Here is a 25,075-nt window from a genome sequence, read left to right on the forward strand (position 1 = left end):
CACCGAAACTGACCCCCGGATCGGACTTCTCGACCACGAAGGCGGAGATGCCCCGCGACCGCGCGGTCGGGTCGGTCACCGCGAAAACCGTGTAGTACTCGCTCAGCCCGGCGTTGGTGATCCACCGCTTCACGCCGTTGAGCACCCAGGTGTCGCCGTCGCGCTCGGCGCGGGTCCGCATACCGGCAGCGTCGCTGCCGGCCTCCGGCTCGGAGAGGCAGTACGAGAACATCGCCTCGCCCCGCGCGACCGGTGGCAGGTACCGCTGCTTGAGCCGGTCGTCGGCGGCGAGCAGCAACGGCATGGTGCCGAGCTTGTTGCCGGCCGGGATCAGCGACGACGTGGCGCAGGCCCGGGCGACCTCTTCGATGACGATCGCGGTGGCCAGCGCGTCGGCACCGGCGCCGCCGTACTCCTCGGGGATGTGCGGGGCGTGGAAGTCGGCCGCGCGCAGGGCGTCGTAGGAGGCCTGCGGGAACTCGGCGTTCTCGTCGGCGGCGGCGGCGTGCGGGGCGACCCGGTGGTCGCAGACCGCCCGAACGGCCTCGCGAACGGCCTCATGCTCCTCGGGCAGTTGGTACGCGGAAAACGCCACGGAGAACCTCCTCGTCCTGAACCCTGGCGGGAGCATACCATCCGGTCGGTATGCTTCATCCTCCCTGATCCCACGAATGGAGCCGCCCGATGCGTACCGCCTCCCGCACCATCGCGCCCACCCCGGCCGACCTGCTCGACCTCGTCGGCCGGGAACTGGGTGCCAGTGAGCCGCAGGTGGTCACCCAGGACGAGGTCGACCGCTTCGCCGACGTGACCAAGGACCACCAGTGGATCCACGTCGACGTGGAACGGGCCCGATCCGGCCCGTTCGGCACGACGATCGTGCACGGGTTCCTCACCCTGGCTCTGGTGCCGCGTCTGCTCGCGGACATCCTGGAGGTCACGACGTTCTCGATGGGCGTCAACTACGGGCTGGACCGGGTCCGGTTCGTCAAGCCGCTGCCGCCGGGCGTGCCGATCCAGGGCACCGCGACGCTGCTCGCCGCCGAGCCGATCGCCGGGGTGCCGGGCGGCGTGCAGGCCAAGGCGTCGGTGGTGGTGGAGTTCGCCGAGGACTCCACCACCTGCTGCGTGGCGGAGATCCTCTTCCGCTACCTGCCGTGACGGCGGTGGCCGCCGGGCATACCGGCGGTCACCTCCCCGCCGTCTCGGCGGGTCACTCTCCCGGCGTGCTCGACGGCGCGACGAACCGCCCCCGATAGAACGACAGGGCCGGGACGCTCGTCGGCTTCAGGTGCACGTGGTCCACGTCGATCAGGATGATCACGTGGTCGCCGCTGGTGATCGCCGTGTCGCGGCGCCCGGCCAGGACCGCGGGCGTGCCGGGCAGCAGCGGGACGCCGTCCGGCCCGGGCACCCAGGAGACGCCGTCGAGCTTGTCCGCCCCGGACAGCCCGGAGGTGGCGAACCGGCGCGCCACGTCCTCCTGGTCCTGGCTGAGGATGTGCACGGCGATCCGGGCCGAGTCCATCAGCACCGGGAAGCTCGACGAGGAGCTGGTGACGCAGAACAGCACCTTCGGGGGGCGCAGCGACACCGAGGTGAAGGAGTTCACCGTCAGCGCGGCGACGGTGCCGTCACCGGTCACCGCGGTCACCGCCGTGACACCGGTGGGGAAGTGTCCGCACACCTGACGGAACTCGGCGGAGTCGAACAGGGGCTCGGCCGTCATCGGGTCACCGCCGGGTCGGAGGAGGGATGGTGCGGGCGTAGTCCGTCTTCCAGCTGGATCAGGCAGAGGGTGTGCCCGCCGGGATCCTTCACCAGGTGAAGCCGCCCGTGCGGGCTGTCGACCGGACCGACGGTGGGCGTCCCGCCCAGCGCGACGACCCGGCGCAGCGCGTCGTCCAGCGAGGCGACCGCGAAGTAGGTGATCCATTTCGACGGGATCAGGTTCGGCCAGTCGTTGTCCAGGGCCAGCACGCCGGCGACCGGGACGTCGCCGAGCATCAGCAGGCTGTAGGGACGGGCGGTGGGGGAGTCCCCGTGTTGCCGGGTGGTGTATCCGAACAGCGACCGGTAGTAGGCCACCGCGCGGTCCGGCTCCCCGGTGTCCAGCTCGTTCCAGCAGAGCGCGCCGACCGAGTTGAGCATCTGGACACCGGCTCGTGACTCGCCCTGATAGAGGCCGAACGCGGCGCCGAACGGGTCGATGACGGCGGCACCGGTCCCGGCGGCGGGCAGGTAACGCGGCGGGGTCACCAACTCGCCGCCGAGTGCGACCGCCTGCGCGGCGGAGCGGTGGATGTCGTGGACCGCGAAGTAGGCGATCCAGCCCCGGGGCCGGCCGCCGTGCAGCGCGGTGGCGTCGGAGATGCCGGCCACGTCGCGGCCGTCCAGGCTGCACATCCGGTACGTGGTGGTGCCGAGCCGCTCGGTGCGTACGGTCCAGCCGAACAGCGTGCGATAGAACTCCTCGGCCTGCTCCGGCCGTGGGGTGCACAACTCCACCCAGACGGCCTCGCCGGGCCGGAACGGTTGACTCATCCGGAGACCTCCCGGGTGCTCAGCCCCGCCACGATGGTGCCGGCGGAGATCTCGTAGGCCCGGTCGGCGGTGCCGGACTCCAGGCTCGACTCGACGACCTGGACCACCGCGCGCAGCGTCCGGGACGGCACGGCGAGCAGCGTGTCGACGAGGGCGTCCACCGAGCGGTCGACGTCGTCGTCGGGTACCACCTGGGCGACCAAGCCCCAGGCGAGCAGGTCCCGGGCGGTCGCCGTCGCGGCACCGGTCAGCAGGTGGTAGGCGTGTGGGCGGGGCACGGACCGGGCGATGGTGTGGCCGACCCCGGCGGGGGCGAAGCCGAACCGGGCCTCCGGGAGGGAGAGCCGGACGCCCTCGCCGGCGACCGGCAGGTGGATCGCGCCGAGCAGGCCGGCGCCGAAGCCGACGACCTGACCCCGGACGGCGGCGACCACGGGTACCGGGAGGTGCCGGACGCGGTGCAGGGCGGCGTCGCTGTCCCGCAGGCCGGCGGCGACCGTCGCGGCGGTCGCACCGCGCAGTCGGCCGAACGCCGAGGTGTCCCAGCCGCCGCAGAAGTGCCGGCCGGCCATGTCGAGGTGGATGACGGCGCACGCCTCGTCGGCCGCCGCGGTCTCCAGGGTGTCCACGAGTTCGCGAAGCGTCGTGTCGTCGAGACAGTTGCCACGGGCGCTGTTGTCGAATCGCACCCGGGCGACGTGGCCGTCGCGTTCGTGGGTGAGTGTGGGAGTCACCCTCGGCATAATACGTACCGGTCGGTATGAAGGCAATGTCCGGGCCTGACCTGCTCATGTGATCTGATTGTCATGGACGAGATACCGGCTCGACCCGTTGACTTGATACCGGCTGGTCGGTACTTTGTGGCGAACGTCACCGCCGCGTCACGCGGGGGTACGACGGGTCCATCCCCTGTGAAGGACAGCCATGATGATCATGAAATCCTCGCACTCACGGCGCACACTGGCGCTCGCTACGGCACTGACGCTCGCCAGCATCGGCCTCACCGCCTGCGGCGACACCGACTCGTCGGATTCCGGCGCGTCGGACTCCACGCCCATCCGGGCGCTGCTCGCGGCCCAGCCCGCGACCCTCGACCCCATCGTCGGCGCACGGTCCGGCCAGATCGTCTGGGCCACCATGCTCGAAACGCTGATCGGCACCGACGACAACCTCGGCCCGGCCGACACCAGCCTGCTCACCAGCTGGACCCGCACCGACGCGACCACCTGGACCTTCACCGTCCGGCCCGACGTCAGCTTCAGCAACGGCGAGAAGGCCGACGCGGCGGCGGTCGCGAACACCATCACCCTCACCCGGGACAGCGAGGCGTCGCAGCTGAAGTCCTACTTCGGCAACGTCACCTCGATCGAGGCCCCGGACGCCGGCACGGTCGTGCTCAAGACCAAGGCCCCGCAGTACAACATTCCGGACCTGCTCACCACGGTCTACCTCGTGCCCCCGAAGTACTACGAGGAGAAGGGCTCGGACGGCTTCGCCGCCGCCCCCGTCGGCACCGGCCCGTACGTGTGGGCGGGCGGAAACGCCGGGCGCGACATGTCGGTGAAGCCCAACCCCGAGTACTGGGGAACGGCGCCCAGCAACCAGGGCATCACCTTCACCTGGGCCAACGAGGCCGCCCAGCGGCTCGCCCTGATCCAGAGCAAGAGCGTCGACGTCGCCTTCGACCTCCCGCCGGCCCAGGCCTCCGCGGCCAAGGCGGCCAACGTCGAGGTGGTCAGCACCGAGACCGCCATGAAGATCATCGCCTTCCTGGACTCGACCAAGGCCCCGTTCGACAAGCCCGAACTGCGCGAGGCGGCGGCCCTGTCCATCGACCGCGACGCGATCGTGCGCGGCATCTTCGACGGCCAGGCGGTCGCCGACGCCGGACTGCTCAACGTCCGGCCCGGTGAGCAGCCGGCGCAGAGCGTGACCCCGAACCTGGACCGGGCCAAGCAACTGGTCGGTTCCGGTGGCCCGACGGTCCAGATCACCTATCCGGCCGCGCAGTACACCAACATCGAGGAGGTCGCGCAGGCCGTGGGCGGCAGCCTGGAGCAGGCCGGTTTCAAGGTCAACTACGAGCCGCTCGACTACGGCACGCTCGTCAAGCGCGTCATCGGCCGCCAGGTGCCCGGCATCGCGATCTTCGCCGGGGTGCCGAACGTCGCCGTGCCGGACTTCTTCGCCAGTGGCTTCATGAAGACCCAGTCCATCACCGGCAACTGCCCCGACCCGCGCTTCGACGAGATGGCCCAGGAGGCGCTGGAGCAGGACGACGCCGACCAGGCCGCTCCGATCTACGAGCAGCTCAACACGATGGGCGTGGTGGAGAAGCACTGCTACGTGCCGCTGTACCGGCAGGTGTTCAACTACGCGACCGCACCCGGTGTCACCGGCGTCGAGTTCGGTCCCCTGAACACCGTGGACTTCACGAAGACGACCCGCTGACGATGTCCGAGGCAGTGGAGACGGGGATGCCGGGCGACACCCGGCATCCCCGCACCCCGGAGGCGGACGTGCCCGTACTGGCGGTCGACGACCTCGTCGTCGAGCACCGCAACCGCAGCACGGGGGAGGTGTTCCGTGCGGTGGACCAGGTGTCGCTGCGCATCGCGGCCGGAGAGAGCGTCGCCGTCGTCGGCGAGTCCGGCTCCGGCAAGACGACGCTGGCGATGGCCGCGACCGGGCTCGGGCCACGCGGCACGGGCGACATCCGGCTGCTCGGCCACTCGCTCTCCTCGATCGGGCGCGGGCAACTGCGCCGACTGCGCCCCGAGGTGCAGGTGGTCTTCCAGGACCCGCACGGCTCCCTCGACCCCCGCCAGTCCGTCCGCTCCGGGCTGCGGGAACTGCGTACCCTGCAACCCCGGCGCACCTCCTGGATCACCGACGCCGACCTGCTCGGTCGGGTCCGGCTCGCGCCGGAGATCCTCGACCGGTTCCCGCACCAGCTCTCCGGCGGCCAGGCGCAGCGGGTCTGCGTCGCCCGCGCGCTGCTCATGCGTCCCCGACTCATCGTCGCCGACGAGCCGACCTCCGGTCTCGACGTCTCCGTCCAGGCCGACGTGCTGGACCTGCTCCGGGAGATCCGGACGACCACCGGTGCCGCGCTGTTGATGATCAGCCACGACCTGGCCGTGGTCCGCGCCGTCTGCGACACCGTGCACGTCATGTACCGCGGACAGGTGGTCGAGGCGGGCCCCTGCGAGACGGTCTTCGTGACGCCGCGCCACGACTACACGCGCGAACTGCTGGCCGCGATGCCCGGCGCGCGATGGAGGAATCGCCGATGAAGGCCAGCACCGTACGCCGGATCGGCGTTCGCCTCGCGTCGCTGTTCGCGTCGCTGCTCATCGCGCTCAGCCTGGCGTTCGCCCTCGGCCGACTCTCCGGCGACCCGACCACGATGATCCTGGGGCCCATGGCGCCGCCCGAACAACGCGAGGCGCTGCGCACCGAACTCGGGCTCGACCAGCCGCTCGTGGTGCAGTACCTGAACTACCTCAAGGGCGTCTTCACCGGCGACCTCGGGCAGTCGCTGCAGTTCTACCAGGCGAACACCAGCATGATCGCCGATCGGCTGCCGTACACCCTGCAACTGGTCGCTGCCGGCATGCTCCTCGCCCTGCTCGTCGGCGTCCCGCTGGGCGTGCTCGCGGCCACCCGGGAAGGCACCTGGTGGGACCGGGCCGCCTCCACGCTGGCCCTGCTCGGCCAGTCCGTGCCGGTCTTCTGGTTCGGGATGATGCTGGTGGTGCTCTTCGCGGTGAACCTCGGCTGGCTACCCGCCGGGCAGTCCGGCAGTCTCCGGCACCTGATCCTGCCCGCCCTCACCATGTCGGTCTATCCGATGGCGCACATCGCCCGGCTGACCCGGGCCTCGATGAGCGAGGCACTGGCCGAGCCGTACGTCGACGCGGCGCGGGCCCGGGGCATCGCCGGTCGCCGGGTGGTCTGGCGGCACGCGTTCAAGAACGCCATGATGCCGATCCTGACCATCGTCGTCCTGCAGACCGGCATCCTGCTCTCCGGTGCCGTCGCCGTCGAGTACGTCTACTCCTGGCCCGGCCTCGGGCAGCTCGCGTTGCAGGCCATCCAGTTCCGTGACTTCCCGCTGGTGCAGGCGATCGTGGTGTTCGGCGCCCTGGTCTTCGTCCTGCTCAACCTGCTCGTGGACGTCATCCACTCGATCGTCGACCCGAGGGTGAGGTGAGTGCCGTGAGCCAACTCGAACTTGACCCGGTCACCGCGCCGGTGCCGCCGGCACGCACCGCCCGACGCGCGCGTACCTCGGTGTTCTGGCTGTCCCTGCCGCTGGCCGTGGTCGCCGTCCTGGTGTTCGTCCTGCCGTTCACCGGGCTGCTGCCCGAGCGCGGGCAGAACCTGGACGCGACCCGCCAGCCGCCCGGCTTCCTCGACGGCGGGAGCTGGGCACACCCGCTCGGCACCGACAAGCTCGGCCAGGACCTGCTGACCCAGTTCGTCTCCGCCGGCCAGCTCACCATCATGATCGGCCTGGTCGGCGCGCTGGTCGCCATCGGCCCCGGCACGCTGCTGGGCGTGCTGGCCGGCTATTTCCGGGGCTGGGTCGACCGGGTCATCTCGATCCTTATCGACGCCCAGCTCGCCCTGCCGTTCATCCTGGTCGCCCTCGCGATCATCTCGAACCGGGGCAGCTCGCTGCCGGTGCTGTTCCTGGTTCTGGCGCTCACCGGCTGGGCGGTCTGCGCCCGGGTCACCCGCGCGGCCACCCTGGCCGTACGCGAACGCCAGTTCGTGATCGGGCTGCGCGCCGCCGGCGCCTCCGAGGCCCGGATCGTCTTCCGGCACGTCCTGCCCAACCTCGCCGGGACCATCGTCGCGCTCGGCACGCTCCAGGTCGGCACCGCGATCCTGATCGAGAGCGCGTTGAGCTTCCTCGGCCTGGGGGTCGGACCCGCGCGGGCGAGCTGGGGCTCGATGCTCGCCTCCGGTCAGGACGAGTTGAGCCAGGCCTGGTGGCTCGCGTTCTTCCCCGGCCTCGCCATCACCCTGCTGGTGCTGCTGGTCAACCTGCTCGGCGACGCGCTGCTCACCCACCACGACCCACGGAAGAGGCGCCGATGACCGACCTGCTGACCATCAGCGGTCTCTCCGTCACCGCCCGGCTCGCCACCGACGACCTGCGGCTGCTCGACACCGTCGACCTCGAGGTGCGGGGCGGCCAGATCGTCGGGGTGGTCGGCGAGTCCGGCAGCGGCAAGACCACCCTGGCCCGCTGCGTCGTCGGGCTGCTGGAACGCAACGTCCGGGTGGAGCAGGGTTCGGTCACGCTCGCCGGTGACGTGGTGGTGGCCCCCGGGGTGGACCGCACCGGACGGGTCCGTGGCAGCGCCGTGGGCATGGTGTTCCAGGATGCGTCGCGCTCGCTGAACCCGCTGATGAAGGTCCGTGTCCACCTCGCCGAGGTGCTGCGACGACACGTTCCCGGCATCACCCGGGCCGAGATCGAACGTCGCTCGGTGCAGGTGCTGGAGCAGATGCGCATCACCGACCCGACCCGGGTGCTGGACAGCTACCCCCACCAGCTCTCCGGCGGGTTGAAGCAGCGGGTCGCCATCGGCCTCGCCGTCGTCACCCGCCCCTCGCTGGTGATTGCCGACGAGTGCACCACCGCCCTCGACGTGACCACCCAGACCAAGGTCGTCGAGCTGTTCCGCACCCTGGTCGACGAACTCGGCATCGGCCTGCTCTTCGTCACCCACGACCTGATGCTCGCCAGCGACCTGTGCGACCGCATCGCGGTGATGAGCGGGGGACGCGTCGTCGAGGAGGGGGACGCCGAACGCGTACTGGACCGGCCGGAGCAGGACTACACGCGGCGACTGCTCGCCGCCATTCCCTCGTGGAGCTGAAGGAGAACCCGGCACCCATGCACGAGCAGCACGGCATCGACGCGTACGCGGCGTACCTTCCGGCGTACGCGCTCGACGACAACAGGATCGACGCGACCGGACCGCCCCGCGCCGGTGGACCGGTACGCGGCGTCGCCGCCTTCGACGAGGACAGCATCACCATGGCCGTCGAGGCGCTGCGGCACATCGCCGCCGGCACCTTGACGGACCGGCACCTGCTGCTGGCCACCACGAGCGCCCCCTACCAGGGGAAGACCTCCGCCACGGTGGTGCACGAGGCCGTCGGCCTGGACCCCGGGATCAGCGCGGTCGACCTGCACGGCCACCGGTCCGGCGCGGTCGCGCTCGACACGGTCCTGCGGACCGGCGCGATGGCTGCCCTGGCCGACGTACGGACCACCCGACCGGGCGCGCCCGACGAACTGGCCCAGGGCGACGCCGCCGCCGCGTACGTGGGTGGCGGCACCCGCGCCGCCGTCCTGCTCGCCCGCACCGGCCGGACCGTGGAGCTGCTGGAACGCTGGCGGTTGCCGGGGGAGCGGCACGACCGGGTCTGGGACGAGCGGTTCACCGCGGAGGTCCTCGCCGAGGCGGGGCTCGACGTGGCCCGGCGGGCCCTGACCGAGGCCGGCCGGGACGGCGTCGACCACGTGGTCGTGTCGTCGTCCAACGCCCGGTGCGCGGCGGCCCTGCGGCGCGCGCTCGGCGGTACGGGTCAGGACGCGGCGGTCGAACGGCTCACCGGCTTCACCGGTGCCGCCCACCCGGGCCTGCTGCTCGCCGCCACGCTCGACGAGGCCGAACCCGGCCAGCACATCCTGCTGCTGTCGGTCACCGAGGGCGCCGACGCGTTCGTCCTGCGGGTGGGCGACCAGGTCCGCGCGGCGCGCGGGGGACCGTCCGTCCGGGCCCAGCTCGACCCGCGGCACCGCCTCGGCTACGGCCGCTACCTGCGCTGGCGGGGTCTGCTGGACGTGCAGGGCCCGGCCCGCCCGGCGGCACCGGCACCGGCCGCCCCGCCGATGCACCGTCGCGCCGGTTGGAAGTACCGGCTGGAGGGCAGCCGCTGCACCGCCTGCGACACGGTCACCACCCCGCCCAGCCGGGTCTGCGCCCGCTGCGGCGTCGTCGCCGCCTCGGCGGAGCCCACCACCACCGTCTCGCTGCGCGACCGCACCGCCCAGGTCGTCTCGTCGACCCGTGACCACCTGACGACCATGCCCGAACCGGAGGTGGCGATCGTCGTCGCCGACGTGGACGGCGGTGGTCGGCTCAGCGCGTACGCGACCGACGTCGACCCCGCCGACGTGGTCGTCGGGATGTCGATGACACCCACCTTCCGACGGTTGTGGACCACCGACGCGATCCACAACTACTTCTGGAAACTCCGCCCGAGGAAGGACACCCTCGATGGCCAGTAGGCGATTGGCCCACGACGTCGCGATCGTCGCTATGGGCTGCACCCCGTTCCGGGACCACTGGCACTCCTCCGCCGACGACCTGCTGGTCGACGCGGTCCGCGAGTGCGTGGCGTCCCAACCCCGCCTGACCCTCGACGACGTCGACGCGTTCTGGGTCGGCACCCAGGGCTCCGGCATGTCCGGGCAGACGCTGGCCCGCCCGTTGCGGCTGGTCGGCAAGCCCGTCACGCGGGTGGAGAACTACTGCGCCACCGGCTCGGAGGCGTTGCGCAACGCCGCGTTCGCGGTGGCCTCCGGCGCGTACGACATGGTGATGGCGACCGGCGTGGAGAAGCTGAAGGACTCGTCGTACTCCGGCCTGTCGGCGGTCTTCCCACCGGCCGACGGCACCGACGTGGACTGGACCGCGCCGGCCGGGTTCTCCCTGCTCGCCCCCGCCTACCAGCGCGCGTACGGGGTCGACGCCCGGGACATGCGGAGCGCCCTGACGAAGGTCGCGACGAAGAACCACGCGAACGGCGCGTTGAACGAGCGCGCCCAGTTCCGTAAGGCGGTCTCCGCCGAGGCCGTGGAGCGCTCGCCCCGGATCGCCGGGGACCTCGGCGTGCTGGACTGTTCCGGTGTCTCCGACGGCGCGGCGGCGGCTGTGCTGGTCCGCGCCGAGGACGCCTACCGGTACACCGACAAGCCGATCTTCCTGCGCGGGATGGGCTTCGTCGCCGGGTCCGGTGCCGGGCTGGCCGCCGACGGCTACGACTTCACCACCTTCCCCGAGGTGGTGGAGGCGGCGCGGCAGGCGTACGAGCAGGCGGGGATCACCGACCCGGCCACCGAGATCTCGCTGGCCGAGGTGCACGACTGTTTCACGCCGACGGAGGTGGTGTTGATGGAGGACCTGGGATTCTCGGCGCGCGGAAAGGCATGGCGCGACATCCTCGACGGCCGGTACGACCTCGGTGGCGCGCTGCCGGTCAACACCGACGGCGGGCTGAAGTCGTTCGGCCACCCGATCGGGGCCACCGGGCTGCGGATGGTCTTCGAGTGCTTCACCCAACTGCGGGGTGAGGCCGGCGCCCGGCAGGTGCCCGACGCCCGGGTGGCGGTGGCCCAGAACCTGGGCGGCCAGCCGGGTTCCTGCGTCGCGTTCGTCGCGGTCCTGGGGAGCGAGCGATGAGCCGGGTCAGCCTGGACGGCCGGGTCGTCATCGTCACCGGCGCGGGCAACGGCATCGGCCGGGCGCACGCCCACACGCTCGCCGCGCGCGGCGCCAAGGTGGTCGTCAACGACCTCGGCGGCGCGGTCGACGGCTCGGGCTCCTCCGGTGCCGCGCAGACCGTGGTCGACGAGATCCGTGCGGCCGGCGGCACCGCCGTCGCGTCCACCGACTCGGTGGCCACCGCAGCCGGCGGCGCGGACCTGGTCGGCCGCGCCATCGACGCGTACGGGCGGGTGGACGGGATCATCCACAACGCCGGCATCCTGCGCGACCGGACGCTGGCGAAGATGGCCGAGGAGGACGTCACCGCCGTCCTCGACGTGCACCTGGCCGGCGCGTTCCACGTGCTGCGGCCCGCCTGGCCGCACCTCGTCGGGCAGGGCTACGGCCGGATCGTGCTGACCAGCTCGTCGTCCGGGCTGTTCGGCAACTTCGGGCAGGCCAACTACGGCGCGGCCAAGGCCGGCCTGGTCGGCCTGATGAACGTGCTCGCGCTGGAGGGCGCCCGCCGGGGCATCCTGGTCAACGCGATCGCCCCCACCGCCGCGACCCGGATGACCGAGAACCTCCTCGGCGACCTGACCGAGCGGTTCGACCCGCAGCACGTCGCGTCGGTGGCCACCTTCCTCGCCTCCGAACAGTGCCAGCTCAACCGGCACATCCTCACCGTCGGCGGCGGCCGGGTCGGGCGGATCTTCCTGGGCGTCACGCCCGGTTGGTACGGCGGCGTCGCACCGGCCTCGCCCGACGACATCCTCGACTCGATCGACGACATCTGCCGGCTGGACGACTTCATCGTGCCGGAGAGCGGTGCCGACGAGGTCGCCCTGATCCAGCAGGCCCTGTCCGGCCCGTCGGACCGTACGGAAGGCGAGTGACATGCCGGTCAGCGAAGTGCACCACGTGGCGGTGACCGTCTCCGACGTCGACCGGGCCGCCGACTTCTACGAGCAGGCGCTGGGCTACCGCCGCACGCTGCGTACCGACGTCGGCGGGCCGGGTATCGAGGTGTCGCTGGGGCTGCCCGCCGGCACCACCGGCCGGGTGCAGTACCTCCAGGGGCCTAGCCAGATCGGCCAGCTCGAACTCATCGAGTGGAACGGCACCCCGACCCGGACCGCCACCGGTGGGCACCTGGAACTGGGCCCCTTCCTGCTCAGCTTCGCGGTGCCGGTGGACGAGATGGACGAGCTGCACGCCCGACTGGTGTCGCTCGGCGCCGAGTGCCTCACCCCGCCGAACCGGGTGCTGCTGGAAAACTACGGGTACATCACCGCGTTCGCGGCCCGCGACCTCGACGGCAACCTGTTGGAGTTCGTGTCGCTGCCGTCACGGGAGGAGATCCTCGCCCGGCGGCGGGAGGCGGACGGCTGATGGCGGGCAGCAACTTCTCGCTGACGCTGCGCCGGCAGGCCCTGCGCCGCGCCGACCGGGAGGCCCTGGTCGACGGCGCGGCCCGGTGGACGTACGCCGAGCTGGACGCCGACGTCGACCGGCACGCGGCGGCGCTGCTCGCGGCCGGGCTGGGCCCTGGTGAACTGGTCGGCGTACTGGGGCGCAACACCGCCACGTACGTCCTCGAACTGCTCGCCCTGAGCCGGATCGGCGCGATCTCGGTGCCGTTGAACTGGCGGCTGCACCCGAACGAGCAGGCGTACGTCATCGACCAGGCCAGCATCACCGCGCTGCTCTACGACGACGACTTCGCCGGCGACGCGGGCCGGCTGCTGGCCGGTACCGGCCTGCGGACCGCCGTCGCCAACGGCGACCGGGTGGTCGGCGACGCCCGGCGGCTGGCAGCCCTGCTGGCCGGCCAACCGGCGGGCGTCCGGGTCCCGGACGCGGCCAAGGAGCCCGGCGACGTGCACCGCCTGCTCTACACCTCGGGCACCACGGCCCGCCCCAAGGGTGTGATCCACACCTACGGCAACCTGACCGCCAACCACCTCGCCCAACTGCTCGAACTGGAACTCACCCCGCAGGACCGGATCCTGGTCTCCGCGCCGCTGTTCCACGTCAGCGGTCTGGAGGCACCCGGCCTGGCCACCTTCGTCGCGGGCGCGACGATGGTGTTGACGCCGACGTTCAAGGCGGCCGACATCGCCCGCGTCGCCGCCGAGGAACACGTCACCGGCATGGTCCTCGCCGCCCAGATCCTCTTCGGACTGCTCGACCTCGCCGAGCCGCCGGACCTGCGGTCGCTGCGCTACCTGCTGTTCGCCGGGGTCGCGCCGCGCGTGCGGCAGGAGGTGAAACGGCGGCTGCCGCACGTCCGGCTGGTCGACACGTTCGGCATGACCGAGCTGTGCAACGGCGCCTGCTACCTCGACGCCGCCCACGAGCAGAGCAAGCTCGGCGCGCTCGGCGCACCGTTCCCGGGCGTCCGGATCGAGATCGTCGACGAGCGGTTCCAGCCGGTGCCACCGGGGGTGGAGGGGGAGATCGTGGTCCGTGGCGAGAAGGTGTCGCCCGGCTACTGGAACGACGACGAGGCCAACCGGCGGACCCGCCGCGACGGCTGGTTCCTCACCGGCGACGTGGGCCGGATCGACGCCGACGGTTACCTGTGGTTCGTCGACCGGCGCGCCGACCTGATCAAGTCGGGTGGGGAGAACATCGCCAGCGCCGAGATCGAACGGGTTCTCGCGCAGCATCCGGACGTCGCCGAGGTCGCCGTCATCGGCGTACCGGACCCGACCTGGGACGAGGTGCCGAAGGCGTTCGTCATCCTGCGCGACGGCGCCACCGTCACCGGCGAGGCCCTGCGCGAGCACTGCCGGGCCGAGCTGGCCCGGTACAAGGTCCCGAAGTACGTGGAGGTGGTCACCACGCTGCCGCGCAACGACTCCGGCAAGGTGCTCAAGAAGGGGCTGCGCGAGATCGAGGCGGCCCGGTGAGCACCGCCAACCTGGCCGCCATGCTGGCCCGCAACGCGCGGCGCTTCGGCGACGACGACGCGCTGGTGTTCGAGGGCCGGCGGTGGACCCACCGACAGCTCGACCAGGACGTCAACGCGCTCGCGGCCGGTCTCGCCGCCGAGGGGCTGGGCCGGGACGACCGGATCGCGATCGTGGCGAACAACGTGCCCGAGTTCCTCATCCTGTCGCTGGCGGCGGCGAAGCTCGGCGCGGTCTTCGTGCCGCTGAACTACCGGCTGACGTCCGGCGAGATCGCGCGGCTGCTCGCACACGCCGACGTGTGCGCGGTCGCGACCGTCCCCGAGTTCGCCGACCTGACCGACCTGGCCACCGCCCGCCTGCCGCAGGTACGCCGGTACGCGCTGGAACCGATCGGCGACGGCTGGACCGACCTGCGGGCGCTGATCGAGGCCCACCGTGGCGCCCGGGTGCCCGACGCCGACCTCGATCCGGACGCGCTGCAACGGATCGTCTACACCTCCGGCACCACCAGCCTGCCCAAGGGCGTGCTGCTCACCCACGGCAACGTGAACATGAACATGCACGCCCAGATCGTCGAACTCGGGCTGCGGGCGGGCGACCGGATCCTCAACTTCGCGCCGCTCTACCACGTCGGCGGCACCGACCTGCCCGGGTACGGCATCTGGCACGTCGGCGGCTGCATGGTGCTCCAGCGACGCTTCGCCCCGGCGGCCGTGCTGGAGGCGATCGGCACCGAGCGGATCACCGGGATGGTGATGGCCGCGACGATGCTCGACATGCTCCGGCGCGAGAGTGAGAACACGGTGGACGCCGACCTCTCCTCGGTGCGCTGGGTGATCTACTCCCAGGTGAGCGCGGCCCTGTACGCGGTGGCGCGCACCCTGTTCCCGAACGCGCGGCTGATCGAGGGCTACGGTCTCACCGAGACGTGCAGCGGGTTGACCTATCTGGACGCCGCCCACGCGCAGAGCAAGCAGGGCTCGGTCGGCATTCCCGCGCCGTGGGTCCAGGTGCGGGTGGTCGACGCGAACGGCGACGACGTGCCGGTGGGGGAGGACGGCGAGGTGATCGCGCGCGGGCCGAAGGTGAGCCCCGGCTATCTCGACGACCCGGAGGCGACCCGTGCCGCCTTCCGCGACGGCTGGTTCCACACCGGTGACGTGGGCTGTTTCGACGCCGACGGCTACCTCTACATCCGGGACCGCCTCAAGGACATGATCCGCAGCGGCGGGGAGAACATGTCCAGCGCCGAGATCGAGAACGTCCTGGCCGGCCATCCGCTGGTCCTGGCCGTCTCGGTGGTGGCGGCGCCGCACCCGGTGTGGGTGGAGGTGCCGGTGGCGTTCGTGGTGGGCCGCCCGGGGCTGGCCGCCGAGGAGCTGATCGCGTACGCCCGGGAGCGGCTCGGCGGGTTCAAGGTGCCCAAGGAGGTCTACCTGGTGACCGAGCTGCCCACCAACCCGTCCGGCAAGGTGCTCAAGCGCAGCCTGCGGGACCTGCGGCCGACACTACGGCCGGACTGGACGTACGGCGACCAGCGGCCCGGCTGAGCGTCACCGGTCGGTGCCGGTCGCCGTCCGCAGCAGGGCGAGAGCGTGCACGAGGTGGAAGCGGCGGGTGCCCCGACCCAGCTCGTCCCACGGCTTCTGCCAGGTCATCCGCCGGGCCAGCGTCCACGCGTCGTCGCCGACCACGGTCAGGTCCCGCACCGCGTCGACCTCGTCGCGGTGGTACGCGGTCAGCTCGTCGACCCGGGCGGCGACGTCCCGGTACGGGAACTGGTGGGCCGGACAGGCCACCGCGGCGTCGAGGGCGCGGATGCGGGCCAGGCTGCGGAACAGGTCGGCGGCCGGGTCGTCCTCGGGGCGGCTGACGATGGCGAGCTGGGTGGGGCCCTCGGCCATCATGGTGTCCCCGGTGAAGACCAGACCCCGGGTGTCGAGATAGACGGTGTGGCCGTACGTGTGCCCGGGGGTGGGGACGGCGCTCACGGTCACGTCGCCGAAGCGGAACCCGGTCTCGTCGGTGACGGTCACGTCCGGCCGCAGGTTCTCGTGGTGCACGGCGACGTCGACGGCGTCGGCGTACATCGACTCGACCACGTCGGCGGGGGCTCCGGTGAGGTCGAGGGCGGCGCGCAGTTGGGCGAGGAACGTGCCCCGGGTGCGGTGCATGGTGGCGAAGTCGTCGGGGCGGCCGATCACGATGCGGGCCCCGGCGGTCGTCTGGAGCCGGGCGGCGAAGCCGACGTGGTCGGGGTGGTTGTGGGTGAGCAGGACGGTGCCGATCGCCTCGACCCGGTGCCCGAGGGACTCCACGGACTGCGTGAACGCGCGCCAGCAGGCCGGGTGGTCGTAGCCGGCGTCGACGAGGACGAGCCCGTCGGCGGTGTCCAGGAGATAGACGGTGACGTAGCGCAGGGCGCTGCCGGGCAGAGGGACGGGCACGGCCCAGACACCGTCCACGACCTGGGCGGGTGCGGGCACCTCACGGGCGCGGTAGCTGGCGGCGTGGGCGTCGATCGCGGGTATGGACATCGTCGCTCGGCTCCCTTACGGTGGGACAACACAACATACCGGATGGTCGGAATCTAACTCAAGGAGTCCGATGAGCGAGGAGCGGACCGGCTTTCGGCTGTGGGCGACCGCAGCGCCCGACCTGTGCGCGGTGGTCACCCCCGACGACCGCCGGATCTCCTACGGGGAACTGTTCGCCGAGGTGAACCGGATCTCGCACGGTCTGCGTACCCGGGCCGGGCTCCAGGTCGGCGACACGGTGGCCGCGGTCATGACCAACAGCGCCGGCATGATCGCGATGTACCTCGCGGCGATGCAGTCCGGCCTGTACCTGGTCACGCTCAACTACCACCTCACCGAGCCGGAGATCGCGTACGTCCTGGCCGACAGCGGCGCCAAGGTGGTGGTCGGTTCGGCGCGCGTCGAGCAGGTCGTCGTCTCCGCCGCCGAGGCCGCACCCGGCATCCAGGTCTTCGTCGACGGCACCCCGCAGACCGACCGGGCGCAGCCGCTGTCGGCGCTCACCGCCGACATGCCGGCGGTGAGTCCGGAACAGGTCCCGGCGGGTTCGCTGATGATGTACACCTCGGGCACCACCGGCCGACCGAAGGGCGTCAAGCGCCCGCTGAGCGGCATCGACGCCGACGCCGGGGCGCTGACCTACCGGTGGCTGTTCGCCGAGTTCGGCATGGAACGCCCGGCCTTCGCGTCCTGGCTGGTCTCCGCGCCGATGTACCACTCCGCCAACATCACCCCGGCGATGGGCGCGCTGCACGCCGGCGGCACGATGGTGCTGATGGACGGCTGGACGCCGGAGGGCTTCCTGCGGCGCGTCCAGGAGCAGCGGGTCACCGGCACGAGCATGGTGCCGACGCACTTCTACCGGCTGCTGCAACTGCCCGAGTCGGTACGCGACGACTACGACGTCTCCTCGCTGCGCTACGTGCTGCACGGCGCGGCACCCTGCCCGCTGGAGGTCAAGCAGCGGATCCTGGACTGGTTCGGCCCGGTGGTCTACGAGTACTACGGCTCGACCGAGGTCGGCACCACGATCGCCCGCCCGCACGAGTGGCTCGCGCACCCCGGCACGGTCGGCCGCCCGGCGTCCATCTCCACCCTGCGGATCCTCGACGAGCAGGGCGAGGAGGTGCCGGTGGGGCAGACCGGCATCGTGTACATGCGGCAGGGCAACGACCGGGTCGAGTACCACAACGATCCCGGCAAGACCGAGGGCTCCCGCCGCGACGGCCTGATGACCGTCTGGGACGTCGGCCACGTCGACGCCGACGGGTTCCTCTACATCACCGGCCGGGCGTCGGAGCTGATCCTGGTCGGCGGCGTGAACGTCTACCCGGCCGAGATCGAGGCGGCGCTGCTGGCCCACGAGTGGGTCGCCGACGCCGGGGTGATCGGCGTACCCGACCCGGAGTTCGGCGAGGTGCCGCAGGCGCACGTCGTCCTGCGCGACGACGCGCCCGAGGGCGACGCCGCCGTCGACGGGCTGCGCCGCTACCTCGCCGACCGCCTGGCCAAGCCGAAGCGCCCGGTGTCCTACCTGGTGCGCGACGCGCTGCCGCGCGATCCGAACGGCAAGCTCTACAAGGCCCGGCTGCGGCGTACCCGCGAGGTGACGGCGTGACCGGACGGTACGACACGAGGGGAGGGGCGGATGGACTTCGATGACAGCGCGTCCGACCTGGCGTTCCGGCGTGAGGTCGGCGCCTGGCTGGACGAGGCGCTGAGCGACGTCCCCGACCAGGAGGAGTTGTCGCAGGACGAGCGCGAGAACTGGTCGCGGGTCTGGCAGGACCGGCTCTGCGCCGGCAACTGGGCCGGGCTGTCGTGGCCGGTCGCGCACGGTGGCCGGGGCCTGGACTCGCTGGCACAGGCCATCTTCAACGAGGAGGCCGCGGTACGCGGGGCGCCGTACCCGCTCAACGGGGTCGGCATGATGCTCGCCGGACCGACCGTCATCGCGCACGGCACCGACGAGCAGCAGGCCCGGCACCTGCCCGGCATCCTGCGCGGCGAGGAGTACTGGTGTCAGGGCTTCAGCGAGCCCGGCGCCGGATCCGACCTGGCCGGTCTGCGGACCGCCGCCACGAAGGTGGACGGCGGCTGGCTGGTCAACGGCGCCAAGATCTGGACGTCGAACGCGCACAACGCCTCCCGGTGCCTGCTGCTCGCCCGCACCGACGCCGACGCGCCCAAGCACCAGGGGATCACCTACTTCCTCGCCCCGATGGACGGGTTCACCGTCCGGCCGCTGACGATGATCAACGGGGACACCGAGTTCAACGAGATGTTCCTCGACGACGTCTTCGTCCCCGACGCCGACGTGCTCGGCGGGGTCGGCAACGGCTGGCGGGTGGCCCTGACCACGCTCGCCTTCGAGCGCGGCAGCATGGCGCTGAACCTCTGGGTGTGGGCCCGCCAGGCGGTGGACCGGGTCGTCGACCTCGGCATCGCGCGCGGGGTGGCCGACGACAGTGCCTTCGTCGACGCGGTCGGCGCGTTGCAGTGCGACGCCGAGGCGGTGCGGATCGGGTCGATGCGGATGCTCGGCGAGAGCCGCGCCGGGGGAGTGCCCGGACCGGAGACCTCGGCCCTCAAGAGCCTCTGGGCCGGGGTGGTGCAGCGCGCCAACCGGCTCGCCGTGCACCTCGACGACGGGGGCGGGGTGTTGCTCGACGGCGACGGCGCCGCCGCCCGGATGCGCCGCTACCTGCGTGCCCGCGCCCACACCATCGAGGGCGGCACGGAGGAGGTCCAGAAATCGATCCTGGCGGAGCGGGTGCTGAACCTGCCCCGCTCACGCTGAGCGGAGTCATCGCGTGCGGGCAACATTCACCCAGGAACAGCAGGACATCGCCAAGACCGTCGGCGCGCTGGCCGACGCGGAACGCGCCACCGGCGGGCTGCCGACGCACTGGCAGGCCCCCACCGGTGACGCGACGCTGTTGCGCGACTTCGGGCTCCTCGGGGTGCCGGAGCAGGTCGGCGGCATCGGGTCGAGCCTGATCGACCTGCTCGTCGCCGTCGAGGCGCTCGGCGAACGGCTCGTCGCGAGCCGGTTCCCGGCGCACGCGGCGGCGGTGCAACTGCTCTGCGGCAGCGGGCACGGTACGTCGCTGCCGGACGAGGTGCTCGACGGCAGCCGGGTGCTGACCCCGGCGGTGGACGTGCCGGGGGCCACCGCGCGGGCGGACCAGGTGTCGCCCCGCTCGGCGGTCCGCACTCTGGTGCCGTACGCGGCACAGGCGGACGCGGTGGTCGCCCTGGGCGCCGCCGAGGGCGTGTGGACCAGCGTGCCGGTCGAGGTGACCGCGCGCGAGTCGGTCGACCCGTCGGTGCCGCTGTCGGACGTCACGCTGCCCGATCCGCAGGAGATCGTGCCGGCCGGCACCGGGGCGGCCCGCGCCACGCTGGTGGTCGCCGCCGAACTCTGCGGTGTCGCCCAGGGCGCGATCGAGCTGGCCGCCGAGCAGGCGCGTACCCGTCAGCAGTTCGGTCGGGTGATCGGCTCGTTCCAGGGCGTCGCCTTCCAGCTCGCCGAGGCCGCCACGGCCCGCAAGGCCGCCTGGGACCTGACCCTCTACGCCGCCTGGGCGGTCGACAACGGACGCCCGGACGCGGAGATCCAGGTGCACGCGGCCAAGGCGGCGGCCGGGGCGGCGGCGGTGTTCGCCGCCGAGCGGTGCATCCAGGTGCACGGCGGCATGGGCATCACGATGGAGGCGGTGCCGCACCTGTTCCTGCGCCGAGCCCTGGTGCTCGACGCCCGATTCGGTCGCGGCTCCTGGCACCGCCGCCGTGCCGGCGAGTTGCGCATCGCCTCTCGACGTTCGTCGTAACCCCGCTGACCTGCGAAACCCTTGCAGGTCGACGACCACAGCGGTAACATACCGGCTGGTCGGAATAAACGAGGAGAAGCCGTGAAGTTCGGAATCATGAACCTGTTCCCGGTGAGTGACGGCACATCCGATCACCAGGTGCTGCGAGAGACCCTCGACGAGATCCAGCTGGCCGACGAGCTCGGGTTCGACTCGATCTGGCTGGCCGAGCACCACTTCTCGAAGTACGGCATCCTCGGCAGCCCGGTGAACTTCGGCATGGCCGTCGCCGAGCGGACCCGACAGATCACCATCGGCACCGCAGTCCTCGTGCTGCCGCTGCACCACCCGCTGCGGCTGGCCGAGGACATCGCCGCCCTCGACGTACTCAGTGGAGGCCGGGTCTCCATCGGCGTCGGCCGTGGCTACCAGCCCGCCGAGTTCGCCGGCTTCGGCATCCCGCTGGAGGAGTCGAAGCAGCGCTACCAGGAGACGCTGGAGGTGCTGCGGCTCGCGTTGTCGCAGGAGAACTTCTCCTACCACGGCAAGATCTTCCAGTACGACAACGTCACGACCTACCCCCGGCCGTACACCCCCGGTGGTCCGCCCATCCTCCAGGGCACCGTCTCCCCGGACAGCTTCCGCGAACGCGGCGCCCTCGGCGAGTCGATCATCACCTCGCCGAACTTCACCCCGTTGGGCGTGATGCAACGCAACTTCGACCTCTACCGGCAGAGCATGCGGGAGAACGGATTCGACATCAGCACCTACGACCTGCCCTTCATGCAGCAGGTCTGGTGCGGTGACAGCAGTGAGGGACTGCGCGCGGCAGCCCAGGCCGCCCTCAACTACTACAAGTCCGTCGGCAAGGTCATCCCCGGCTCGGAGGAGGCCATCGACAAGGAGCGTGCCTACTACGCGGCGGTCGCCAAGAACATCGAGCTGCTGACGCTGGAGCAGACCCTGACCCACGGCGGCAACTTCGGCTCCGCCGACCGCGTCATCGAGACCATCGAGATGCTGCGCGAACAGCTCGGCATCAACCACTACATCGGCTGGCTGCGGATCCCGTCGCTGGACCGCAGGGCCGCGCTCAAGTCGATGGAGGAGTTCGCCGCGAAGGTCATCCCGCACTTCCGCGCCACCGCCGCGAAGGACGACACGGTGAGTGCGCCCGCCGCCGCCGAGGCGGTCGTCGGGTGAGGATCAGCTGCTTCCTCAGCGCCCAGTTCGACCCGGCGGCGTCGCCCACCGAGGGCATCGACGGCGTCCTCGCCCAGGCCGCCGCCGCCGAAGCTGCCGGCTTCCACGGCGTCTACCTCGGACACCACTACCTGGCCCGGTCGGCGTTCGTGCAGCCGATCCCGCTCGCCGGTCACCTGGGACACGCCACCAACCGCATCCGTATCGGCTTCGGCGTCCTGCTGGCGCCCCTGCTGAACCCGATCGCCCTCGCCGAGGACCTCGCCTCCCTCGACGTGCTGACCCGTGGTCGGCTGACCGTCGGCATCGGCGCCGGCTACCGACGCCGGGAGACCACCGCCTTCGGCGTGGCGTGGGAGGACCGGCTGCGCCGCCTGCGCGAGTACGTCCCGATCCTGCGCGCCCTGTGGCGCGGCGAGACGATCGACGCCGCCGGCAGTTGGGGCGAGGTGCCGCAGGCCAGCCTGCCGCTGCGCCCGGTGCAGCCCGGCGGCCCGCCGATCTGGATCGGCGCGTTCGCCGAACCCGCCATCCGACGCGCGGCCCGGCTCGACGCCCCCTGGCTCATCGGCCCCAAGGGCGACGACGCCGAACTCGCCCGACTCCTCGGCATCTACCGCGCCGAACTCGCCGAACGGGGCCTCGACCCGGTCCGCGAGTACCCGATGAGCCGCGAGGCGTTCATCGGCGACAGCTACCGCAGCGCCGTCGCGGCGGTCCGCCCGCACCTGCAACGCCAGTACGCGGGCTACAAGTCGTGGGACGAGGCCCAGTCGCTGGACCTGGACCGCTACCTGGCCCAGGACTGTCTGGTCGGGTCGGCCGACGAGATCGTCGACAAGCTCCGCCGCTGGGAGAACGACCTCGGCATCACCGAGGTGTCCCTGCGGCACCAGTTCGTCGGCGCCAGTCAGGAGGAGGCGATGGACCAGCTCGCCCGATTCGGCGCCGAGGTCGTCAGCCGGGTCGCCACCCCGAGCACCGAGGAGTCGACGCGATGAGCGGCGCGAATCTCGCCCTGATCCTGCACGGGCGCGGCACCGACCGGGGCGACGTGCCGGGCCTGCACGGCGAGGACGGCCGTTCGTGGACCTTCGACGAGATCGACCTGCTGGCCGGGGGCGTCGCCGCCGCACTGCGCGCCGAGGGCGTCGGCGCCGGTGACCGGGTCGCCTGCTATCTGACCAACGGCCCCGAGGTCGTGTTCTTCCTCTTCGGCGCCTGGAAGATCGGCGCGGTGCCGGTGACGGTCAGCAGCCTCTACAACGCCGCCGAACTCGCCGAGTCGGTCGCCAAGACCACCCCGCGCCTGCTGCTCGTCGACGACCGCCGGCCCGAGGTCGTCGCCGAGTTCCTGGCCGGCACCGACCTGCCGGTCCGCTCGGTCAGCGAACCGGTCGCCGGGGCACCGGCGCTGCCGTGGCGACGCCCGACGCGGGTACCCGCCGTCGACGTCGCACCGGACGCGGAGGCGTGCATCCTGTTCACCGGCGGCACCACCGGCCGGCCCAAGGCGGTCAGCGTGACCCACGGCGGCTCACGGGAGTCGCTGATGCGGATGGCGCGGGTGGCCACCGGCACCGACGCCGAGGGCAGCGCCGCGACCGACGCGAAGCCCAACCTGATCGCCCTGCCGCTGTTCCACAGCGGCGGCCAGCACTCGCTGCTCTTCGCGTACTTCGTCGGCCGGGCCGCGGTGGTCTGGGAACGCTTCGGCGTCGACCGGCTCGACGGACTGATGCGACGATTCGCCTTCGACAACTTCTTCTTCCTGCCCACCATGGTCTTCGACATCGTGCACACCGAACGGGACCTGCCGTTCGAGGGCGTGAAGTCGGTCCTGGTCGCCGGACAGGCCATCTCCTGGCCGGTCCGGCGGGCCTTCGAGCAGCGCTACCACGTACCCATCCTGGTCAACTACGGGTCCACCGAGGCCGGACACATCGCCGGGTGGAACGGCCGGGACATGAAGGCCGGTCGGTGGAAGCCCGGCTCGGCCGGCCGGGTCTATCCCGGGGTGGAGCTGGAGATCCGCGACGAGACCGGCACCGCGCTGCCGGTCGGCGCGGAGGGCGAGGTGGTGGTCCGCTCCGCGTTGACCAAGGGGTACGTCGACGACCCGGCCGCCTCCCTCGAACTGGTCCGCGACGGCTGGGTGCACACCGGCGACATCGGCTACGTCGACGACGACGGCGTGCTGTTCCTGGTCGGCCGGAAGCGAGACATGATCAAGTGCGGCGGCTTCCAGGTGTGGCCCGAGGAGATCGAGGACGAACTCCGCGAACACCCGCTGGTCGACGACGTCCGGGTGCTCGGCCGCCCCGACGACCGGCTGGGCGAGATCCCGGTGGCCCTCGTGGTCCGCCGGACCGACGACTCGATCCCCGACGCGGTCCTCGCCGACGGCATCGTCGCGTTCGCCCGCGACCGGCTCGCCCACTTCAAGGCACCCCGACGCGTCGAGTTCGTACCCGCCCTGGAACGCAGCACCACCGGGAAGACCAGTCGGGTCGCGGCACCCGCCGCCGAGGGAGGTCGGAGCTGATGAAGTTCGGCATCATGGCGTCGCACCAGTATCCGCACGGCGACGACCTCGGCCGGCACCTGAGCGACCTGTTCGGCACCGTGGAACTCGCCGCCGAACTCGGCTACGACTCGGTCTGGACGATCAACCACTTCCAGTCCAACCTGGCCACCCCGCAGCCCATCTCGATGCTGGCCAGCCTGATCCCGCGCTCCGGTGAGATGACCCTCGGCACCGGCATCCTGCTGCTGCCGATGTTCCATCCGGTGCACGTCGCCGAGGAGTTCGCGACCCTGGACCACCTCTCCGGTGGACGGGTGGTCCTCGGTGTCGGCGCCGGCTACCGGGAGAACGAGTTCGCCGCCTTCGGCCTGGACCCGCAGGCCCGGTTCCGCCGCTTCGACGAGAGCCTGCGACTGATCCGGGCCCTCTGGGGCGGCACGCCGGTCACCCACGACGGCGAGTTCTATCCGCAGGTCGACGCCACCATCGGCATCCGACCGCTGACCCCGGGCGGCCCGCCGATCTGGATCGGCGCGGGCGGTCGCAAGGCCGTCCGCCGCGCCGCCCGCCTCGGCGACGCCTGGTACGCGCCGGGCAACTCACCGAGCCGCCGGTTCCTGCCCGAGCACCTTGCCGTCTACAACGAGGCGCTGGCCGAGTACGGCCGCGACCCCGCCACCGTGCAGCGCCCGGTCGGCGTCGAACTGTACTGCGCGCCCACCACCGAACAGGCAGTCGAGGAGGCCCTGCCGCACGCCCGGCGGGAGTACTCCACCTACGCCGAGTACCCGGCGCTGCGCTGGCAGCGCGACCGCTTCGACGACCTGGTCCGCAACACCCTCCTGCTGGGCTCGCCGGAGTTCCTGATCGAACGCATCTCCGCCCTGCGGGACCTCGGCTTCGACCATCTCATCTTCCGTCCCGGATGGCTCGGCATGCCGACCGAGCGACTGCGCGCCTCGCTGCGACTGTTCGCCACCGAGGTGTTCCCCGCCTTCCGCACCAGCCGACCCTAAGG

At 71.7% G+C, this 25,075-nt stretch carries 24 protein-coding genes; 19 read left to right on the forward strand and 5 right to left on the reverse strand.

Going from position 1 to position 25,075, the window contains the following annotated elements:
• The coding region (locus ABZ738_RS16075; protein WP_357213897.1) for an acyl-CoA dehydrogenase family protein at positions 1-631 on the reverse strand (631 nt) is incomplete at its 3' end.
• Between the two features lie 53 nt (positions 632-684).
• Between ABZ738_RS16075 and ABZ738_RS16080 the strand changes: the two genes are divergently transcribed.
• Positions 685-1,161, forward strand: coding sequence for a MaoC family dehydratase (locus ABZ738_RS16080; protein WP_131051551.1), 477 nt, complete (start codon positions 685-687; stop codon positions 1,159-1,161).
• Positions 1,162-1,213: 52 nt separating this feature from the next.
• Here ABZ738_RS16080 and ABZ738_RS16085 read toward each other — a convergent pair whose 3' ends face one another.
• The 3 genes from ABZ738_RS16085 to ABZ738_RS16095 are packed head-to-tail and all read right to left on the reverse strand — an operon-like array spanning position 1,214 to position 3,278.
• Positions 1,214-1,729: a flavin reductase family protein gene (locus ABZ738_RS16085; protein ID WP_161594895.1), complete on the reverse strand. Its 516-nt coding sequence runs from the start codon at positions 1,727-1,729 to the stop codon at positions 1,214-1,216.
• Positions 1,726-2,544, reverse strand: a complete 819-nt coding sequence (locus ABZ738_RS16090; protein ID WP_161594896.1) for a VOC family protein — start codon at positions 2,542-2,544, stop codon at positions 1,726-1,728. The genes ABZ738_RS16085 and ABZ738_RS16090 overlap by 4 nt, the downstream gene beginning before the upstream one ends.
• Positions 2,541-3,278, reverse strand: coding sequence for an enoyl-CoA hydratase/isomerase family protein (locus ABZ738_RS16095; RefSeq protein WP_357213902.1), 738 nt, complete (start codon positions 3,276-3,278; stop codon positions 2,541-2,543). The genes ABZ738_RS16090 and ABZ738_RS16095 overlap by 4 nt, the downstream gene beginning before the upstream one ends.
• Positions 3,279-3,468: 190 nt before the next feature.
• Between ABZ738_RS16095 and ABZ738_RS16100 the strand changes: the two genes are divergently transcribed.
• From ABZ738_RS16100 to ABZ738_RS16150, 11 genes are read left to right on the forward strand one after another with little or no spacing between them, the layout of a single operon-like run.
• Positions 3,469-4,995 (forward strand): ABC transporter substrate-binding protein, encoded by a 1,527-nt coding sequence (locus ABZ738_RS16100; protein ID WP_357213905.1) that lies wholly within the window; start codon positions 3,469-3,471, stop codon positions 4,993-4,995.
• A gap of 2 nt (positions 4,996-4,997) precedes the next feature.
• Complete coding sequence (locus ABZ738_RS16105) at positions 4,998-5,840, forward strand: ATP-binding cassette domain-containing protein (RefSeq protein ID WP_131051555.1); 843 nt, start codon at positions 4,998-5,000, stop codon at positions 5,838-5,840.
• Positions 5,837-6,760 (forward strand): ABC transporter permease, encoded by a 924-nt coding sequence (locus ABZ738_RS16110; RefSeq protein WP_161594899.1) that lies wholly within the window; start codon positions 5,837-5,839, stop codon positions 6,758-6,760. Before ABZ738_RS16105 ends, ABZ738_RS16110 begins: the two co-directional genes overlap by 4 nt.
• 5 nt (positions 6,761-6,765) lie before the next feature.
• Complete coding sequence (locus ABZ738_RS16115) at positions 6,766-7,653, forward strand: ABC transporter permease (RefSeq protein ID WP_131051557.1); 888 nt, start codon at positions 6,766-6,768, stop codon at positions 7,651-7,653.
• Positions 7,650-8,441: an ABC transporter ATP-binding protein gene (locus tag ABZ738_RS16120; RefSeq protein ID WP_131051558.1), complete on the forward strand. Its 792-nt coding sequence runs from the start codon at positions 7,650-7,652 to the stop codon at positions 8,439-8,441. Before ABZ738_RS16115 ends, ABZ738_RS16120 begins: the two co-directional genes overlap by 4 nt.
• Positions 8,432-9,862 (forward strand): zinc ribbon domain-containing protein, encoded by a 1,431-nt coding sequence (locus tag ABZ738_RS16125; protein WP_176092699.1) that lies wholly within the window; start codon positions 8,432-8,434, stop codon positions 9,860-9,862. The genes ABZ738_RS16120 and ABZ738_RS16125 overlap by 10 nt, the downstream gene beginning before the upstream one ends.
• The gene (locus tag ABZ738_RS16130; protein ID WP_131051560.1) at positions 9,852-11,036 is read left to right on the forward strand and encodes an acetyl-CoA acetyltransferase; all 1,185 of its coding nucleotides are present in this window, start codon (positions 9,852-9,854) and stop codon (positions 11,034-11,036) included. The genes ABZ738_RS16125 and ABZ738_RS16130 overlap by 11 nt, the downstream gene beginning before the upstream one ends.
• Complete coding sequence (locus ABZ738_RS16135) at positions 11,033-11,956, forward strand: SDR family NAD(P)-dependent oxidoreductase (RefSeq protein ID WP_131051561.1); 924 nt, start codon at positions 11,033-11,035, stop codon at positions 11,954-11,956. Before ABZ738_RS16130 ends, ABZ738_RS16135 begins: the two co-directional genes overlap by 4 nt.
• Position 11,957: 1 nt before the next feature.
• Positions 11,958-12,452: a VOC family protein gene (locus tag ABZ738_RS16140; protein ID WP_131051562.1), complete on the forward strand. Its 495-nt coding sequence runs from the start codon at positions 11,958-11,960 to the stop codon at positions 12,450-12,452.
• Positions 12,452-13,975, forward strand: coding sequence for an AMP-binding protein (locus ABZ738_RS16145; protein WP_131051563.1), 1,524 nt, complete (start codon positions 12,452-12,454; stop codon positions 13,973-13,975). Before ABZ738_RS16140 ends, ABZ738_RS16145 begins: the two co-directional genes overlap by 1 nt.
• Positions 13,972-15,528: an AMP-binding protein gene (locus ABZ738_RS16150; protein ID WP_201272283.1), complete on the forward strand. Its 1,557-nt coding sequence runs from the start codon at positions 13,972-13,974 to the stop codon at positions 15,526-15,528. The genes ABZ738_RS16145 and ABZ738_RS16150 overlap by 4 nt, the downstream gene beginning before the upstream one ends.
• A gap of 3 nt (positions 15,529-15,531) precedes the next feature.
• Here ABZ738_RS16150 and ABZ738_RS16155 read toward each other — a convergent pair whose 3' ends face one another.
• Positions 15,532-16,515 (reverse strand): MBL fold metallo-hydrolase, encoded by a 984-nt coding sequence (locus ABZ738_RS16155; protein WP_131051564.1) that lies wholly within the window; start codon positions 16,513-16,515, stop codon positions 15,532-15,534.
• Between the two features lie 70 nt (positions 16,516-16,585).
• Between ABZ738_RS16155 and ABZ738_RS16160 the strand changes: the two genes are divergently transcribed.
• From ABZ738_RS16160 to ABZ738_RS16190, 7 genes are all read left to right on the forward strand, one after another.
• Complete coding sequence (locus ABZ738_RS16160; protein WP_161594900.1) at positions 16,586-18,133, forward strand: AMP-binding protein; 1,548 nt, start codon at positions 16,586-16,588, stop codon at positions 18,131-18,133.
• Between the two features lie 30 nt (positions 18,134-18,163).
• Complete coding sequence (locus tag ABZ738_RS16165; protein WP_357213916.1) at positions 18,164-19,315, forward strand: acyl-CoA dehydrogenase family protein; 1,152 nt, start codon at positions 18,164-18,166, stop codon at positions 19,313-19,315.
• 13 nt (positions 19,316-19,328) lie between these two features.
• Positions 19,329-20,348 carry an acyl-CoA dehydrogenase family protein gene (locus ABZ738_RS16170; protein ID WP_357213919.1) on the forward strand — a complete coding sequence of 340 codons (1,020 nt, stop codon included), beginning with the start codon at positions 19,329-19,331 and terminating at the stop codon, positions 20,346-20,348.
• 81 nt (positions 20,349-20,429) lie between these two features.
• The gene (locus tag ABZ738_RS16175; protein ID WP_131051568.1) at positions 20,430-21,530 is read left to right on the forward strand and encodes an LLM class flavin-dependent oxidoreductase; all 1,101 of its coding nucleotides are present in this window, start codon (positions 20,430-20,432) and stop codon (positions 21,528-21,530) included.
• Positions 21,527-22,531: an LLM class flavin-dependent oxidoreductase gene (locus ABZ738_RS16180; protein ID WP_161594901.1), complete on the forward strand. Its 1,005-nt coding sequence runs from the start codon at positions 21,527-21,529 to the stop codon at positions 22,529-22,531. Before ABZ738_RS16175 ends, ABZ738_RS16180 begins: the two co-directional genes overlap by 4 nt.
• Entirely contained in the window at positions 22,528-24,075 is a 1,548-nt protein-coding gene (locus ABZ738_RS16185) for a class I adenylate-forming enzyme family protein (RefSeq protein ID WP_131051570.1), read from the forward strand. Before ABZ738_RS16180 ends, ABZ738_RS16185 begins: the two co-directional genes overlap by 4 nt.
• Positions 24,075-25,073, forward strand: a complete 999-nt coding sequence (locus ABZ738_RS16190; RefSeq protein WP_131051571.1) for an LLM class flavin-dependent oxidoreductase — start codon at positions 24,075-24,077, stop codon at positions 25,071-25,073. The genes ABZ738_RS16185 and ABZ738_RS16190 overlap by 1 nt, the downstream gene beginning before the upstream one ends.
• Positions 25,074-25,075: the final 2 nt, after the last annotated feature.

Source organism: Micromonospora sp. NPDC047793, from assembly GCF_040642635.1.
Classification (GTDB): Bacteria; Actinomycetota; Actinomycetes; order Mycobacteriales; family Micromonosporaceae; genus Micromonospora.

Excerpts from the sequence above, each read along its gene's own strand:
- ABZ738_RS16120 (WP_131051558.1), top strand. The coding sequence starts at position 7,650 with ATGACCGACCTGCTGACCATCAGCGGTCTCTCCGTCACCGCCCGGCTC.
- ABZ738_RS16085 (WP_161594895.1), bottom strand. The coding sequence starts at position 1,729 with ATGACGGCCGAGCCCCTGTTCGACTCCGCCGAGTTCCGTCAGGTGTGC.
- ABZ738_RS16110 (WP_161594899.1), top strand. The coding sequence starts at position 5,837 with ATGAAGGCCAGCACCGTACGCCGGATCGGCGTTCGCCTCGCGTCGCTG.
- ABZ738_RS16135 (WP_131051561.1), top strand. The coding sequence starts at position 11,033 with ATGAGCCGGGTCAGCCTGGACGGCCGGGTCGTCATCGTCACCGGCGCG.
- ABZ738_RS16130 (WP_131051560.1), top strand. The coding sequence starts at position 9,852 with ATGGCCAGTAGGCGATTGGCCCACGACGTCGCGATCGTCGCTATGGGC.
- ABZ738_RS16100 (WP_357213905.1), top strand. The coding sequence starts at position 3,469 with ATGATGATCATGAAATCCTCGCACTCACGGCGCACACTGGCGCTCGCT.
- ABZ738_RS16155 (WP_131051564.1), bottom strand. The coding sequence starts at position 16,515 with ATGTCCATACCCGCGATCGACGCCCACGCCGCCAGCTACCGCGCCCGT.
- ABZ738_RS16140 (WP_131051562.1), top strand. The coding sequence starts at position 11,958 with ATGCCGGTCAGCGAAGTGCACCACGTGGCGGTGACCGTCTCCGACGTC.
- ABZ738_RS16165 (WP_357213916.1), top strand. The coding sequence starts at position 18,164 with ATGGACTTCGATGACAGCGCGTCCGACCTGGCGTTCCGGCGTGAGGTC.
- ABZ738_RS16080 (WP_131051551.1), top strand. The coding sequence starts at position 685 with ATGCGTACCGCCTCCCGCACCATCGCGCCCACCCCGGCCGACCTGCTC.
- ABZ738_RS16190 (WP_131051571.1), top strand. The coding sequence starts at position 24,075 with ATGAAGTTCGGCATCATGGCGTCGCACCAGTATCCGCACGGCGACGAC.
- ABZ738_RS16160 (WP_161594900.1), top strand. The coding sequence starts at position 16,586 with ATGAGCGAGGAGCGGACCGGCTTTCGGCTGTGGGCGACCGCAGCGCCC.
- ABZ738_RS16145 (WP_131051563.1), top strand. The coding sequence starts at position 12,452 with ATGGCGGGCAGCAACTTCTCGCTGACGCTGCGCCGGCAGGCCCTGCGC.
- ABZ738_RS16105 (WP_131051555.1), top strand. The coding sequence starts at position 4,998 with ATGTCCGAGGCAGTGGAGACGGGGATGCCGGGCGACACCCGGCATCCC.
- ABZ738_RS16090 (WP_161594896.1), bottom strand. The coding sequence starts at position 2,544 with ATGAGTCAACCGTTCCGGCCCGGCGAGGCCGTCTGGGTGGAGTTGTGC.
- ABZ738_RS16185 (WP_131051570.1), top strand. The coding sequence starts at position 22,528 with ATGAGCGGCGCGAATCTCGCCCTGATCCTGCACGGGCGCGGCACCGAC.